The sequence below is a fragment of the Hydrogenophaga sp. genome (assembly GCF_030158645.1).
Taxonomy (GTDB): Bacteria; Pseudomonadota; Gammaproteobacteria; order Burkholderiales; family Burkholderiaceae_C; genus Hydrogenophaga.
The window spans coordinates 1-13,794 of the sequence record NZ_JAOASO010000107.1 but is presented as its reverse complement, the minus strand read 5'-3'; the positions used below and the strand labels follow the sequence as shown (position 1 = coordinate 13,794).

The 13,794-nt window shown below is 68.4% G+C and carries 15 protein-coding genes; 6 read left to right on the top strand and 9 right to left on the bottom strand.

Features of this window, described 5'->3' with window-relative positions:
* Nucleotides 1-113 precede the first annotated feature (113 nt).
* Genes Q1W68_RS12375 through Q1W68_RS12355 form a run of 5 tightly spaced genes read right to left on the bottom strand, consistent with a single transcriptional unit; the run spans nt 114 to nt 3,891 of the window.
* Complete coding sequence (locus tag Q1W68_RS12375; RefSeq protein ID WP_291213912.1) at nt 114-776, bottom strand: glutathione S-transferase; 663 nt, start codon at nt 774-776, stop codon at nt 114-116.
* 9 nt (nt 777-785) lie between these two features.
* The gene (locus Q1W68_RS12370; RefSeq protein WP_300661037.1) at nt 786-1,706 is read right to left on the bottom strand and encodes an alpha/beta hydrolase; all 921 of its coding nucleotides are present in this window, start codon (nt 1,704-1,706) and stop codon (nt 786-788) included.
* Between the two features lie 41 nt (nt 1,707-1,747).
* Nucleotides 1,748-2,890: a DNA alkylation repair protein gene (locus Q1W68_RS12365; RefSeq protein ID WP_300716872.1), complete on the bottom strand. Its 1,143-nt coding sequence runs from the start codon at nt 2,888-2,890 to the stop codon at nt 1,748-1,750.
* A gap of 9 nt (nt 2,891-2,899) precedes the next feature.
* Nucleotides 2,900-3,376, bottom strand: coding sequence for a CinA family protein (locus Q1W68_RS12360; RefSeq protein WP_300661034.1), 477 nt, complete (start codon nt 3,374-3,376; stop codon nt 2,900-2,902).
* Nucleotides 3,376-3,891 carry a phosphatidylglycerophosphatase A gene (locus tag Q1W68_RS12355; protein ID WP_300661031.1) on the bottom strand — a complete coding sequence of 172 codons (516 nt, stop codon included), beginning with the start codon at nt 3,889-3,891 and terminating at the stop codon, nt 3,376-3,378. Before Q1W68_RS12355 ends, Q1W68_RS12360 begins: the two co-directional genes overlap by 1 nt.
* 77 nt (nt 3,892-3,968) lie before the next feature.
* Here Q1W68_RS12355 and Q1W68_RS12350 point away from each other — a divergent pair, with 77 nt between their 5' ends.
* On the top strand, nt 3,969-5,561 hold the full coding sequence (locus Q1W68_RS12350; RefSeq protein ID WP_300654798.1) for a hypothetical protein: 1,593 nt from the start codon (nt 3,969-3,971) through the stop codon (nt 5,559-5,561).
* Here the strand turns inward: Q1W68_RS12350 and thiL are convergent.
* From thiL to apaG, 3 genes are read right to left on the bottom strand one after another with little or no spacing between them, the layout of a single operon-like run.
* Nucleotides 5,532-6,524 (bottom strand): thiamine-phosphate kinase, encoded by a 993-nt coding sequence (thiL, locus tag Q1W68_RS12345; RefSeq protein ID WP_300661028.1) that lies wholly within the window; start codon nt 6,522-6,524, stop codon nt 5,532-5,534. The two genes, Q1W68_RS12350 and thiL, sit on opposite strands and share 30 nt — an antisense overlap.
* On the bottom strand, nt 6,517-8,526 hold the full coding sequence (locus Q1W68_RS12340) for a site-specific recombinase (RefSeq protein ID WP_300654792.1): 2,010 nt from the start codon (nt 8,524-8,526) through the stop codon (nt 6,517-6,519). The genes thiL and Q1W68_RS12340 overlap by 8 nt, the downstream gene beginning before the upstream one ends.
* Nucleotides 8,527-8,543: 17 nt before the next feature.
* A complete protein-coding gene (gene apaG, locus Q1W68_RS12335; RefSeq protein ID WP_300654789.1) occupies nt 8,544-8,939 on the bottom strand; it encodes a Co2+/Mg2+ efflux protein ApaG in 396 nt (131 codons plus the stop codon).
* A gap of 89 nt (nt 8,940-9,028) precedes the next feature.
* On the opposite strand from apaG, the gene rpe reads away from it, so the two are divergent.
* Both rpe and gph read left to right on the top strand, forming a co-directional pair.
* Entirely contained in the window at nt 9,029-9,718 is a 690-nt protein-coding gene (gene rpe, locus Q1W68_RS12330) for a ribulose-phosphate 3-epimerase (RefSeq protein WP_300654787.1), read from the top strand.
* A gap of 122 nt (nt 9,719-9,840) precedes the next feature.
* Nucleotides 9,841-10,455 (top strand): phosphoglycolate phosphatase, encoded by a 615-nt coding sequence (gph, locus tag Q1W68_RS12325; protein WP_300661025.1) that lies wholly within the window; start codon nt 9,841-9,843, stop codon nt 10,453-10,455.
* A gap of 63 nt (nt 10,456-10,518) precedes the next feature.
* On the opposite strand, the gene Q1W68_RS12320 is transcribed toward gph, so the two are convergent.
* The gene (locus Q1W68_RS12320; protein WP_300654782.1) at nt 10,519-11,112 is read right to left on the bottom strand and encodes a chalcone isomerase family protein; all 594 of its coding nucleotides are present in this window, start codon (nt 11,110-11,112) and stop codon (nt 10,519-10,521) included.
* A 397-nt stretch (nt 11,113-11,509) separates the two neighbouring features.
* Between Q1W68_RS12320 and trpE the strand changes: the two genes are divergently transcribed.
* The 3 genes from trpE to Q1W68_RS12305 form a co-directional block, all read left to right on the top strand.
* Entirely contained in the window at nt 11,510-13,009 is a 1,500-nt protein-coding gene (gene trpE, locus Q1W68_RS12315; protein ID WP_300661022.1) for an anthranilate synthase component I, read from the top strand.
* The gene (locus Q1W68_RS12310; RefSeq protein ID WP_300654776.1) at nt 13,006-13,608 is read left to right on the top strand and encodes an aminodeoxychorismate/anthranilate synthase component II; all 603 of its coding nucleotides are present in this window, start codon (nt 13,006-13,008) and stop codon (nt 13,606-13,608) included. The genes trpE and Q1W68_RS12310 overlap by 4 nt, the downstream gene beginning before the upstream one ends.
* The coding region (locus Q1W68_RS12305) for a beta-eliminating lyase-related protein (RefSeq protein ID WP_300654773.1) at nt 13,605-13,794 on the top strand (190 nt) is incomplete at its 3' end. The genes Q1W68_RS12310 and Q1W68_RS12305, both read left to right, overlap by 4 nt.

Sequence of the window (13,794 nt, the reverse complement as noted above, 5' to 3'; positions counted from 1 at the left end):
CGCTCCGCCGCTGCGCGGGTCGCTGCCCCGGGACCGGGAAGGGCCCCGGTCCTTGCCGGGTCCGGGGGCTGATCCGGCTTGGGGCGGCCCGGCGCCGGATCGGTCCCGCCCGCTCACTTCAATTCAAACGGCCCACCCTGCACCAGCGCACGCTGGTAGGCAGGCCGGGCGTGGATGCGCCGCAGCCAGTCCATGAGCTTGGGGCGGCTTTCGTTCAGCCCCGCGCGCGCGGCGGCGGCTTCCACCGGAAAACTCATCTGTACATCGGCCGCGCTGAATGAGCGCCCGGCGAACCAGTTCGAGGTGGCAAGTTCGCCTTCGAGAAAATCCAGGTGCTGCGTGAGGTTGGGTGTGATGAAGCGTTTGTGCACCGTGGCCGAGATCGCCTTGGCGATCGGGCGCACCAGCAGCGGGGCTTTCTCCACCTCGTCGAACACCAGCTTCATCAGCAACGGCGGCATCAGCGAGCCTTCGGCGTAGTGCAGCCAGTAGCGGTAGCGCAGAAACGAAGGCGTGCCGGGCTCGGGTGAGAACTTGCCCTCGCCGTAGCGCTCCACCAGGTATTCGATGATCGCGCCCGACTCGGCCAGCGTGGCCTGCCCGTCGGTGACGACCGGTGACTTGCCCAGCGGGTGCACTTTCTTCAGCGCGGGCGGCGCCAGCATCGTCTTGGGATCGCGCTGGTAACGCTCGATCTGGTAGGGCACGCCCAACTCTTCGAGCAGCCAGAGCACGCGCTGCGAGCGCGAGTTGTTGAGGTGGTGGACGGTGAGCATGGGTGTCTTTCAGTCGGTGGTGGTCATGAAGCTGCGCAAGGCCGCGGCGGTGGCCTCGGGCAGTTCTTCGGGAATGAAATGGCCCGCCGGCAGCGCCTCGCCGCTCACGGTGCCCGCGCACTGGGCTTGCCACAGCGCCAGCGGATCAAACAGCTTCTGCACCACGCCGCGCTGGCCCCACAGCACCAGCGTGTCGCAGGCGATGCGCTGTCCGCGCTCGCGGCTGTCGCGGTCGTGATCGAGGTCGATGCCGGCGCTGGCGCGGTAGTCCTCGCAGGCGCTGTGGATGGCCTCGGTGCGGCAGAAGCAGCGCTCGTACTCGGCCAGTGCCCGCGGTTCGATGTGGGGCAGACGGGCGCCGCCTTGCGCCGAACCCCAGCCGCCCAGCTTGGCATGCAAATAGGCCTGCGCGTTGCCACCGATCATGAGCTCGGGCAGCGGCGCGGGCTGGATCAGGTGGAACCAGTGGTAGTAGGCGCGGGCAAAGGCCATGTCGGTGCGGGCGTACATGTCCAGCGTGGGCGCGATGTCGATCACGCAGAGCCTGCGCACCCGCGCCGGGTGGTCCACCGCCAGTCGGTGCGCCACGCGGCCACCGCGGTCGTGGCCGCACAGAAAGAAGGTGTCGATGCCCAGCGCATCCACCACGTCGATCACGTCTTGTGCCATCGCGCGCTTGCTGTAGGTGCTGTGGTCGCTTTCGCCGGGCGCGTGCGACGAGTCGCCGTAACCCCGCAGGTCGGGCAGCACCAGCCGAAAGTGCGGCGCCAGCTCGCGCGCCACGCGGTGCCACATCACGTGGGTTTGCGGAAAACCGTGCAGCAGCACCAACGCCGGTCCGTCGGGCCGGCCACCCACGCGCACCGCAGCGTGTCCGCCCTGGGTCTGAATCTGTTGGAGCTTGAAGTCGGCGAACCAGTCGGGGGTCATGTGGGTGCTTTCTGGCGGGTGGTGGCGTCTGGGGCCGAGGTTCAACGTGAGAGATCGAACGCCGCCTCGGCCAGCGCCACGCCATTGACCCGCAGCTCCATGCGGTGCAGCCCCGGGTAGAGCGTTCGCGTGGTCACGGGCTTGAGGCTGTGGCGTTTGTCCAGTGTGCGTGTTTCGCCGGCGGCCAGCGTGAGTTTCCAGCCCTTGAACACCTTGGGCGAGGTGCCGCCGTTGGCCCGCACGTGGTGCACCGCGTAGTCGATTTCCAGCGGCTGGGGCTGGTGTGAGGTGGACTGCAGCGTCACGCTCAGGCCGAGCGATTCGCCCACCGATGCGCTGGTGGCCGACAGGCTCAGCCCGACCCGCCCCTGCAGGCCGCTGGCCAGCCCCCACGCGGCGAGTGTGGGGGCATGGCCTTGTTTGATGAGGCTGCGGCTCGCATGGCGCAAGAGCGCACGGCGCTCGGGCGTGGTCTCGATCAGGTGGTCTCTCACCCAGCCTGCCACGAGACCCGGGTGGTCCTTGGCGATGTCGTTGAGGTGGTTGGCCACGCTGCGGCGTACGTAGCTGCTGGGGTCGTCCTGCAAGGCGCGCAGCAGCGGCAGCGCGGGCGTGGGGTCGGCCACCAGCGCCTGCAGGCGCAGGCCCCAGGGCAGGCGGGGGCGGCTGCCTTCGCTCACCAGCCGGCGCACGTGCGCGCTCGGGTCGTTGGCCCAGCGCGCGAGCACTGGCCAGACGGCATCGGGCTGCTGCTGGATGAAGGGGCGGATGGCGAACTCGGCGGTGGAGCGCTGGGTGAGCGCGTGCAGGCAGGTCAGCGCGCGCGGCACGTCGTGCTGGCCGTGGCGCGCCACGAATTCCCCCATGGACCAGATCACCCAGCCGGCCAGACCGGTGCTCATCTGTGCGTTGGACAGTCCAACGGGTTCGCCTGGGGCGTCCAGCGGCAATGCGGGTGCGAGGCTGGCCTCCAGCACGGTGCACGCGCTGTTGAAATCGTCGGGCAGCGTGGCGCGCATCGCGTTGGCCAGTTGCAGCATGCGCGCCTTGAGTTCGAGCGCGTCCAGGCCTTGGTTGGCCAGCGCTTCGAAACGCGGTCGGTCAAAGCCGGTCCACGCGCGCTGCAGGTGCTGGCCGGCATGGGCCACCGTGCCGGCGTTGATCAGGTTCTTGAACGGCTCCATGCCCGGCTGTCAGGGCAGGCGTTGCAGCAGACCGGCCAGCGCGTGGCGCACGGTGGCGGCGCGCACGGCCGCGCGGTCGCCGTCAAAGCGCTGGTGCTCGGTGAAGGTCCCCGCCGGTGTGGCCCAGCCGAACCACACGGTGCCCACCGGTTTGTCGGCGCTGCCGCCGGTGGGGCCGGCCACGCCGGTGACGGCCACGGCGAGCTGCGCGGGCGAGTGGGCGAGTGCGCCCGCGGCCATGGCGCGCGCCACCGGCTCGCTCACCGCGCCGTGCTGCGCGATCAGCTCGACCGGCACGCCCAGCAGCTCGGTCTTGGCGGCGTTGGAGTAGGTGACGAAGCCCCGCTCGAACCAGTCGCTGGAGCCGCTCACCTCGGTGCAGGCGCCCGCGATCAGGCCGCCGGTGCAGCTCTCCGCCGTCGCCATCGTGTGTCCTCGGGCCTTGAGTTCTCGCGCAAGGTCGAGCACCAGTTCGGGCGTGTTCATCAAAACCTCCAGAGTGCGATCACCAGCAGCGTGCACAGTGCGGCGGCGAAATCGTCGAGCAGGATGCCGAAGCCGCCGCGCGGGCCGAAGCCCTTGAAGGTCTGGTCGGCCCAGGCCATGGGGCCGAACTTCACCGCATCGAAAAACCGGAACAGCACAAACGCCACCAGTTGGGCCCAGAAGCCTGCGGGTGCGATCAGCCACAGCACCAGCCAGAAGGCCACCACCTCGTCCCACACGATGTGGCCCGAGTCGGCCACGCGCATGTGTTGTGCCGTCACCGTGCAGGCCCACCAGCCCACCAGCGTCCCCGCGCCGATCAGCAGCCCCCACGCGGGTGTCGACACCAGCGGCTGCAGCAGCAGAAACGACGCCCAGGCCCACAGCGTGCCCACGGTGCCGGGTGCCAAGCGGCTCAGGCCCGCGCCCGCCCCGAGCGCAATGAAGTGGGCCGGGTGGGACAACAGGAAGGCCCAGGTCGGGCGGGCCAGGGGAGCGGTGGTGGTCTCGGGCATGGACGAATTATGGGTGGGCGGTCTTGCCGGGGCGTGACGCCGGCGGGATACTGGCGCGCCGCACGAAGGGAGTCAGCATGCAGATGAACACGGGTGCCATCCTCACCGCCATGGTGCTGGGCGTGCTGCTCACGGGCGCGGCCTCGTGGGTGGTCGCCGGCCTGTACCGCCGCCGCATGCTGGCGCTCATGAAGCGGTCGCCACCGCCCGATCCGGCGCAGGCCGTTGTCAGCACGCGGGTGCGCGCGCAGGCCAGGCCCGCGGCCACGCTCGACCTCGCCGCCAACCAGCGCGCCAGCGGGCGCTACCTGGTCGCCGTGAGCGTGCTGAGTCTGCTGATCGGCATCACGCAGTCGGTGCTGGCGCTGCTGTTCATCTACGGCGCCGAGCTGCTCACGGTGGGCCGCGCGCTCACGCTGGGGGTGGTGTACGCCTGGCCGATGGCGCTCACCTGGGGTTTGGTGCGGCGCTGGTCGTGGCTGCGCACGCTGGGCGCCATCGGCCTGTACCTGCTGGCCATGCTGGCGCTCACGCTGTGGCGCTCCGTCTCGCCGCAGCCGCTGGCGACCTCGCTCGCCTGGTTGGGTGGGCTGGTGCTGTTGCCGGTGATGGTCACGCTGGTGATCGGCGCCAGCGGCCGCATCCGCGCGGTGGCGCCCTATTTGCTGCCGATCTTCATGCTGCTGGCGGCCTCGTCGGTGCTGGCGCTGCAGATCATGGTGAGCGGCGCGCAGGACCCACCCCGCGGGGTGATCCAGCTGGTGGGCCTGTTGGGGGTCTGGCCCGCCATCGGGCTCATGGCGATGGCACCGTGGTTGTTGCTCGCCTGGCCGGCCTGGGCCATCGCGCGGGCGCTGGCGCGCGCCTACCGGGCCAAGCGTTTCTCCGACCTCTGGTACCTGCTCGCGGCCTACTGGCTGGTGGTGCTGGCGGCCTCGGCCTTGCCGTCGCTGCAGGGCGCGGGCTGGATCGCGCTCACGCAGTTCATTCCCTGGCTGTGGATTCCGCTGGCGGCCTGGGGTTTGCGTGGCTGGCTCGCGCCTCGCGGCACGCCGCCCACGCTGCTGGTGCTGCGCGTGTTCCAGCAAGACGCGGGTGTGCAGACCTTGTTCGACCGCGTGGTCGAGCGCTGGCGCCTCTCGGGCAACACGGTGCTGATCGCCGGCACCGACCTGCTCAGCCGCACCATCGACCCGGACGATGTGTTCACCTTCCTCAACGGGCGCCTGGCCGACCGGTTTGTGGCCAACGAGGCGCAGGTGGCCGAACGCCTGCGCGACTTCGACTTTGAGCCCGACCCCGACGGCCGCTACCGCGTGAACGAGTGTTATTGCTTCGACAGCACCTGGCAGCAGGCGCTGGCTGCGCTGGTGGCGCAGGCCGACGTGGTGCTGATGGACCTGCGCGGCTTCCAGGCCCGCAACCAGGGTTGCCGCCACGAACTCGGCGTGCTGGCCACGGCGGCGCACCTGCAGCGCGTGGTGCTGTTGTTCGACGCCAGCACCGACCGCAACACCGCGCTGGCCGACCTGGCGCTGGCGCCTGCGGGGCGCGTGGTGTGGGTGGAGGCCGGGCGACTGGAGCAGCAGCGCGTGGCGCAGATCGTGGGCGCGTTGCTGGGTGCCGGCAGCGGCCGGCGTTCAGGCGAAGTGGTCGAAGCCGCACGCTGAAAACGCCACGGCGTGGCCCGAAGCGTCCAGCACGCGCAGGCCCGGCGCGGCGCTGATGCGGCCGATGCATTGCAGCGGCGTGTGGCTGGCTTGGGCCGCTGCTTCCACCGCCGCGCGGGCGATGGGCGCGGCGGTGAACAGCAGCTCGTAGTCGTCGCCGCCGTTGAGCAGGCAGTCGACGCGCCGGGCCTCGGGCAGCAAGGCCAGCGTGGGCGCAATGGGCAGCTGGCCCAGGGCAATCTCGGCGCCCACGCCACTGGCCGCCAGGATGTGGCCCAGGTCGCCGGCCAGTCCGTCGCTGACATCGATGGCCGCGTGCACGGCGTTGCCCAGCACCGCCAGCAGCGTGGCCAGCTCCACGCGGGGCGTCGGGCGCTCCAGCCGCGTTCTCAGCTCGGGATGTTGTGTGAGGGCCTGGGGCCCGCAGGCCGCCGTGGCCCAGTCGGTGCCCTGCATCAGTTCCAGCGCCAGCCGCGCCTCACCGGTGCGCCCGGTGAGGTAGAGGTCGTCGCCCACCTGGGCTTGGCTGCGCTGCATCGCCAGACCTGGGCGCACCTCGCCCATCACCGTGATGCAGATGTTGAGCGGTCCGCGCGTGGTGTCACCACCCACCAGCGGGCAGGCGTGGGCATCGGCCAGCGCGAACAGGCCGCGCGCGAAGGCGGCGAGCCAGGCCTCGTCGGCCTGGGGCAGGGCCAGGGCCAGCGTGAAGCCGAGCGGGCGTGCGCCCATGGCGGCCAGGTCGCTCAGGTTGACCGCCAGCGCCTTGTGGCCCAGCGCCTCGGGGTCGGTGCCTTCGAAGAAGTGGCGGCCCTCGACCAGCATGTCGGTGGACACCGCGAGCTGGAAGCCCGGGTGGGGCTGCAGCAGCGCGCAGTCATCGCCGATGCCAAGCGCCACCGCGGGCCGTCTGGCCTGGTCGGCGCGCTGGAAATGGCGCCGGATGAGGTCGAATTCACCCATGGGGCTGTTCGGCGGCCCCATCGCCGGAGCGGGCGTCGCGCGGGGGCAGCAGGAAACTCAGCGGCGCCACGTAAATGCGCCGCTTGATGGCGGTGCGGATCAGCTGGCGGTTCACCTCGCTGATGTTCTGCGCCTGCAAGGCCAGACGGAAGGCAAGGTAAAAGCTCACGCCCAGGTTGATGGGACCCACGGCAGCGACGCCGGCGACCGCCCACCAGAAAGCGGGCTCGCGCAACACGCCCAGACCGAGCGCAAACGCCGAGGCGGCCACCTGGCCCGCCGACAGGGTGACGTGGCGCACATCCAGCCCGATGCCGAAGAACTGCAGGAAGGCCGGGGTGAGGCCCAGCATGAAGCCCAGCGAGATGTTGGCCGCCAGACCCGAGATGTTGGCGCGGGTGAAATTGGCCCAGCGCGCAGCGCGTTCGCGGCCCAGCAGGCCGGTGAAGCGCGGGTTGTGCTCCATCGCCGAATGCAGTTTGTGGAACACGAACCAGTTTTCGACCCAGCCCGCCACGATGCTGGAGGCAAACAGCAGCACGCCGGTGAAGGCCGCAAACAACACGGTGGGTCCGAGCAGGCTGATGTCTTGCAGGGTGTGGCGCGCCTTCTCCTCGTCGATCATGGCGCTGCCCGTGGTCAACGCCAGCACCGAGCTGATCAGCAGCACCACGGGGATCACCAGGCCGATGTTGCCCACGATGGCCGCCACCTGCGAACGGAACAGGTTGGCCACCTCGTCCACGAAACGCTTGACCGCGCCCACCTCCTTGATGTCCTTGAGCTTGGCCACCATGGCCGGCGCCGTCACCGCCGGCTGTTTGGTGGCCACCGTGAGGTGCAGCAGCATGATGAGCACGAACGACGTGGCGTAGTTGAGGCCTGCGGCAAAGCCGCTCCAGAAGGCCGAGAGGCCCAGGCCGTAGAGCGCGAACTTCACCCAGGTGGTGAGGCCGATCACCGCGCCACCCCCCGCGGCCTTGCCCAGCATGTCCTTGTATTCCGCGATGTTGCGGGTGATGTAGTGCTCACCACTTTCGGCGCTGCGCTCGGCCACCTTGGCGGCGGTTAGGTGCGAGCTGGCGGCGATCAGGGAGCGGATGCTGCGGTTGTCCAGCCCCACCTGCGCCAGGTCGGCCAGCAGCGCCACCGTGGCGCGTTCGGGCTGGTCGGACTGCAGGCAGTCCAGCAACTCCTTCACCCGCACCACGCGCTCGCGCAGCTGGCGCAGCCGGAACACGATGCCCACCGAGACGCCGTGTTCTTCCAGGTGCGAATACACCGAGTAGGCCGCGTGGCGGCAGGCGTCGAGCTGGTCGCGCAGCCGCGCGGCGGCTTCCAGCGCCTCGGGGCTTTGCGCGCCGTGCACGCGCACCTCGCGGCGCAGCGATTCGAGATCGCTCGGCAGCTGGTGAAACGGTTTCTGCTCCTGCGCTTCGGGCGACATGCGCACCCGGATCTCGGAGGCAAAGCCGGTCGCGCTCACCTGGCTCACGCAGGAAATCATGGCGTCCATGAGCGCCACCTGCCAGAAGTCCGCCGTGTCGGCGCCGGGCTCTGTGCCGGTGCCGATCAGCAGATCGCGCAAGCGCAGCAGCGTGGCGCTGTCCAGGGCCTTGAGCCAGCGCACGTCAAAACGCGAGGGCAGCAACAGGTCGAACAGCTCGCCCAGATCGTGGGTCTCGGGTGTGTGCGGCAGCGCTTTCTTGCGCAGGCGGTTGCCGAACTCGCTCAGGAAAGCCGTGCGGGGCGCAAAGCCGTGGTCGGCCAGCAGCGGGGTGATGTCCACGGTTTCCACGAAGCGCTGCCACCAGCGGCGCCAGCGCTGTTGCAACTCGGGCTGCGCCTGGACCGTGTCGAGAAACTCGCGCACGCGCGCCACGCTGGCCTGCACGTCCTTTTCGTCGCCGCGCACCCAGCGCATGGCGTCGATCAGCCACAGGTGGCGTTGCGCCAGTGGCGCGTCGGGGTCGATGGCGTCGATGAGCGGGGTGACGGCCATGGGCGAGGAACCGCGCTTCAGTGCAGCACCCGCGATGGCGCGTCGCCCGTGCCATCGGCCCTCAAGGCGAACGCGGGCACGACGGCCTCGAACCGCTCGCCGTCTTCGGCCACGCAGAAAAAGCTGCCGCGCATGTTGCCGGTGGCTGTTTTCAGGCGGGTGCCGCTGGTGTACTGGAACGACTCGCCCGGTCGCAGCAGCGGTTGGTGTCCCACCACGCCCAGGCCCTTGACCTCTTCGGTATGGCCCTGCTCGTCGTCGATGATCCAGTGCCGCGAGATCAGCTGCGCCGTGGCCTCACCGGTGTTGGTGATGGTGATGGTGTAGGCGAAGGCGTACTGGTCTTCCTCGGGGGAAGATTGTTCGCTGAGGTACTGGGGTTCGACCTCGCAGGTGAACAGGTATTTGGGCATGGCGCGGATGTTACCCCGGGCATGCGCGGCGCCGTGAGGCCTGCCAGAATGCACCCGACCGTCTCCATCCCACCCACCACAGGTTGCCCATGTCCCACAACCCCAGCGCTGCGTTCATCGCCCCGTCCATCCTGTCCGCCGACTTTGCCCGCCTGGGCGACGAGGTGAAAAACGTCATCGCCGCCGGTGCCGACTGGATCCATTTCGACGTGATGGACAACCACTACGTGCCCAACCTCACCTTCGGGCCCATGGTCTGCCAGGCGCTCAAGCCCCACGCGAAAAAGGCGGACGGCACGCCGGTGCCGATCGACGTTCACCTGATGATCCAGCCGGTGGACGCGCTGGCCGGCGCCTTCATCGACGCCGGCGCCGACCTGGTGAGCTTTCACCCCGACGCGAGCGCCCACGTTCACCGCAGCGTGCAGGCCATCAAGGCCAAAGGCGCCAAAGCAGGCCTCACCTTCAACCCGGGACAGCCGCTGGATGTGCTGGACTGGCTGATCGACGACATCGACCTGATCCTGATCATGAGCGTCAACCCCGGCTTCGGCGGCCAGAGCTTCATCGACTCGGCGCTGCGCAAGATCGAGGACGCGCGCAAACGCATCGAAGCCAGCGGCAAGGACATCCGCCTGGAAGTCGACGGCGGCATCAAGCCCGACAACATCCGCCGCGTGGCCGACGCCGGTGCCGACACGTTTGTGGCCGGCAGCGCGATCTTCGGCAAGCCGGACTACAAGGCGGTGATCGACCAGATGCGGGCTGCGCTGGCGTGATGTTTTTTGCCGAAGCAAGACCGGGCGCCGGGCCGTTCCCAAGCCCGGTCAGCCCCCCCGGGGGGCAGCGACCCGCGCAGCGGTGGAGCGTGGGGGCAGTGATCGTTGATCTCGATGGGACCATGGTCGATACCTTGGGCGATTTCGACGTCGCCCTGAACGAGACCTTGAAAGCGCTGGGCCGCCCGGCCGTCACCCGCGCCGACATCGAACGCATGGTGGGCAAGGGCTCGGCACACCTGATCCGCTCGGCGCTGCTGCACGGGGGCCTGCAGGCCGACGCCGCAGCGGCACTGCAAGCCGAGGCCTGGACGCGCTACCAGGCGAATTACCTCGCCATCAACGGCGTCCACAGCGCGGTGTATCCCGGCGTCCTCGAAGGTCTCACGGCGTTGCGCGCAAAGGGTCTGCCGCTGGCCTGCCTGACCAACAAGCCCCGTGCCTTCGCCGTGCCCTTGCTCCAAGCCAAAGGCTTGCTGGACTTTTTTGCCCACGTGTTCGGTGGCGACAGTTTCGAGCGCACCAAGCCCGACCCGCTGCCGCTGCTCAAAACCTGCGAGGTGCTGGGCACAGCGCCCGCGAACACGCTCATGGTGGGCGACTCGCAGAACGACGGCATCGCCGCGCGCGCGGCCGGCTGCCCGGTGGTGCTCGTGACTTATGGCTACAACCACGGCGAGCCGATTGCCCAGGCGCCGCACGACCGCTTGATCGGCTCGCTGGCCGACCTGGTCTAGCGCGACGATTCGCCGCCGGGCCGCCCCAAGGCGGATCCGCCTCCGCGGTGGAGCGTGGTGGCCTTATTTCTTTTTGATGCCGAGCAACGCGTCCTTCAGCTGCCAGTCCGCGGGCTTGGGCCCCAGCCAGATACGCATCAGCGCGTTGAAGAACTCGGGTTCCTTGAAGGGCTCACCTTCGACCTGACCCTTGATGGTCAGCACCGTGCCGGTGCCGGGAATCCAGTCGATGAGGAAGGTGTCGCCCTCGACCAGCTTCTTGTGGTCGCTGAACACCTGACTCATGCGCAGCACGCCGGGAATGAGCTTGGAGAAGGCGGCGCGGTCCATGTTGTCTTCCATGCCGCGTGAAAACAGCTTGCCGAGTTCGGCCGAATCGATGTCGCGCAGCATGGTGATGGTCATGCGCCGCGGGCCGGTGGCGGCCAGCACCGCGTCGGGCGTCTCGGCTTTCTGGCCGAGGTAAAGCCCGGCGGTGTAGACCTTGAACACGGCCTTGTAGCGGATGCCGGCGCCATTGAGCTGCAGGGGCTGGCCGGCCACCGTGACGCGGTCTTCCAGTTTGACGCCGCTGATGTCCACCGTGGCGGCCTGGCCCCAAGCGGGCAGAAGCAGGGCGCTGCAGAGGACAGATAAGAGAACAAAGTTGCGTTTCATGGCGGTCCGGGTGGGTAAAAAAGAACAACCGTTCTATTTTTTGCATTGTCCCAGTGGGGCGCAGCGGCGCTCAGAGGGTTTAGCCGTAAAACCAAAGCATCGCCGCGTGACCCACGACACGCCACAGACCCTTTGCTACACTCCCGCCACCATGTTCAACCCATGCACAACCCCCTCAGGTGTTCTGCCGAGCCGCAACGGCCGGGGAGCCTGGCCCTGGCGCAAGCCAGCGTAAACGTGCACTCCCCCCGGGGTTGGCACAGCGACCACCGAGCCCCGAGCCCGCCGCTGTCTCACCCCACCCTGGCCCGGCAGCACCCCTGACCGGATGGCATGGAACCCAGCGCCCCGCTTGATGTGTCGATGACCCGACGCGTGGCCGACGGAAAGAACGAACATGATCACCGAACTGGAATTCAAGAGCTTGGCCCAGCAGGGCTACAACCGCATCCCGCTCATGGCCGAAGCCTTCGCGGATCTCGAAACACCGCTCTCGCTGTACCTCAAGCTCGCGCACGGGCGCGGCGACGGCAAGCACAGCTTCTTGCTCGAATCGGTGGTGGGCGGTGAGCGCTTCGGGCGCTACAGCTTCATCGGCCTGCCCGCGCGCACGCTGCTGCGCGCCACCGGCTTCGGTGCCGAGGCCAAAACCGAGGTGGTGCGCGACGGCGCGGTGGTGGAGACCAACCACGGCAACCCGCTCGATTTCATCGCCGCCTACCAGCAGCGGTTCAAAGTCGCGCTGCGCCCCGGTCTGCCGCGCTTCTGCGGCGGCCTAGCCGGTTACTTTGGCTACGACGCGGTGCGCCACATCGAGAAGAAGCTGGAGAACACCTGCCCGCCCGACACGCTGGGCTGCCCCGACATCCTGCTGCTGCAGTGCGAAGAGCTCGCGGTGATCGACAACCTGTCGGGCAAGCTCTACCTGATCGTCTACGCCGATCCTGCCCAGCCCGAGGCCTATGCCAACGGCAAAAAGCGCCTGCGCGAACTGCGCGAGGCGCTCAAATATTCGGTGAGCGCACCGGTGGTCAAGCCCAGCCAGGGTTACCCGGCCGAGCGCGACTTTGCCAAGGCCGACTATTTGAAGGCCGTGGACCGCGCCAAGGAGCTGATCGCCGCTGGCGACTTCATGCAGGTGCAGGTGGGCCAGCGCATCAAGAAGCGCTACACCGAGTCGCCGCTGAGCCTGTACCGCGCGCTGCGTTCGCTCAACCCCTCGCCCTACATGTACTACTACCACTTCGGGGATTTCCACGTGGTGGGGGCGTCGCCCGAGATCCTGGTGCGCCAGGAAAACACGGTCGAGGGCACCAAGGTGACGATCCGCCCGTTGGCGGGCACCCGCCCGCGTGGTGCCACGCCCGAGCAGGACAAGGCGACCGAAACCGAGCTGATCACCGACCCGAAGGAGCGCGCCGAGCACGTGATGCTGATCGACCTGGCGCGCAACGACATCGGCCGCATCGCGAAGATCGGCACCGTCAAGGTGACCGAGGCGTTTGCGGTGGAGCGTTACAGCCACGTGATGCACATCGTGAGCAACGTCGAGGGCATGCTGGTCGACGGCATGACCAGCATGGACGTGCTCAAGGCCACCTTCCCGGCCGGCACGCTCACCGGTGCACCCAAGGTGCACGCCATGGAGCTGATCGACCAGCTGGAGCCGACCAAGCGCGGCATCTACGGCGGTGCGTGTGGCTACCTCAGTTATGCCGGCGACATGGACGTGGCGATTGCGATCCGCACCGGGATCATCAAGGACCAGACGCTCTACGTGCAGGCCGCGGCCGGCGTGGTGGCCGACTCGGTGCCCGAGATGGAGTGGAGGGAAACGGAGCACAAGGCGCGGGCCTTGTTGCGCGCAGCCGAACTGGTTGAGGAGGGTCTGGAATGAGCTCGAACAAACCGCTTCAAGTTTTGATGGTGGACAACTACGACTCGTTCACCTTCAACATCGTCCAGTACCTCGGCGAATTGGGGGCTGAGGTGACGGTGGTGCGCAACGACGAGATCACGGTCGACGAGATCGATCAACGACTGGCGGCCGGGAAGGTCGACCGCCTCGTGATTTCGCCTGGCCCGTGTTCGCCCGCCGAAGCCGGCATCTCGGTCGCGGCGATCCAGCACTTCGCCGGCAAGCTGCCCATCCTCGGCGTGTGCCTGGGCCACCAGGCCATCGGCGCTGCGCTGGGCGGCACGGTGGTGCGCGCTCAGGAGCTCATGCACGCCAAGACCAGCGTCATCACCACCACGCAGCACGGCGTGTTTTCAGGATTGCCGCAACAGTTCACCGTGAACCGCTACCACTCGCTGGCCATTCGCCGAAGCGACTGCCCGCCCGAGCTGGAAGTGACCGCGTGGACCGACGACGGCGAGATCATGGGCGTGAAGCACAAGACGCTCGCCATCGAAGGCGTGCAGTTCCACCCCGAGAGCATCCTCACCGAACACGGGCACGCGATGCTCAAGAACTTTCTGGAGCAAAAACCATGAGCCCCCACGTTCCACCGCTGCGCGGGTCACTGCCCCCCGAGGGGGCTGATCCGGCTTGGGGCGGCCCGGCGCCGGATCGCATGAAGTCCGTTGACTTGAGAAGCGACACCGTCACCCAACCAACGCCTGCGATGCGCGAAGCCATGATGGCCGCCCCGCTGGGCGACGATGTGTTTGGCGATGACC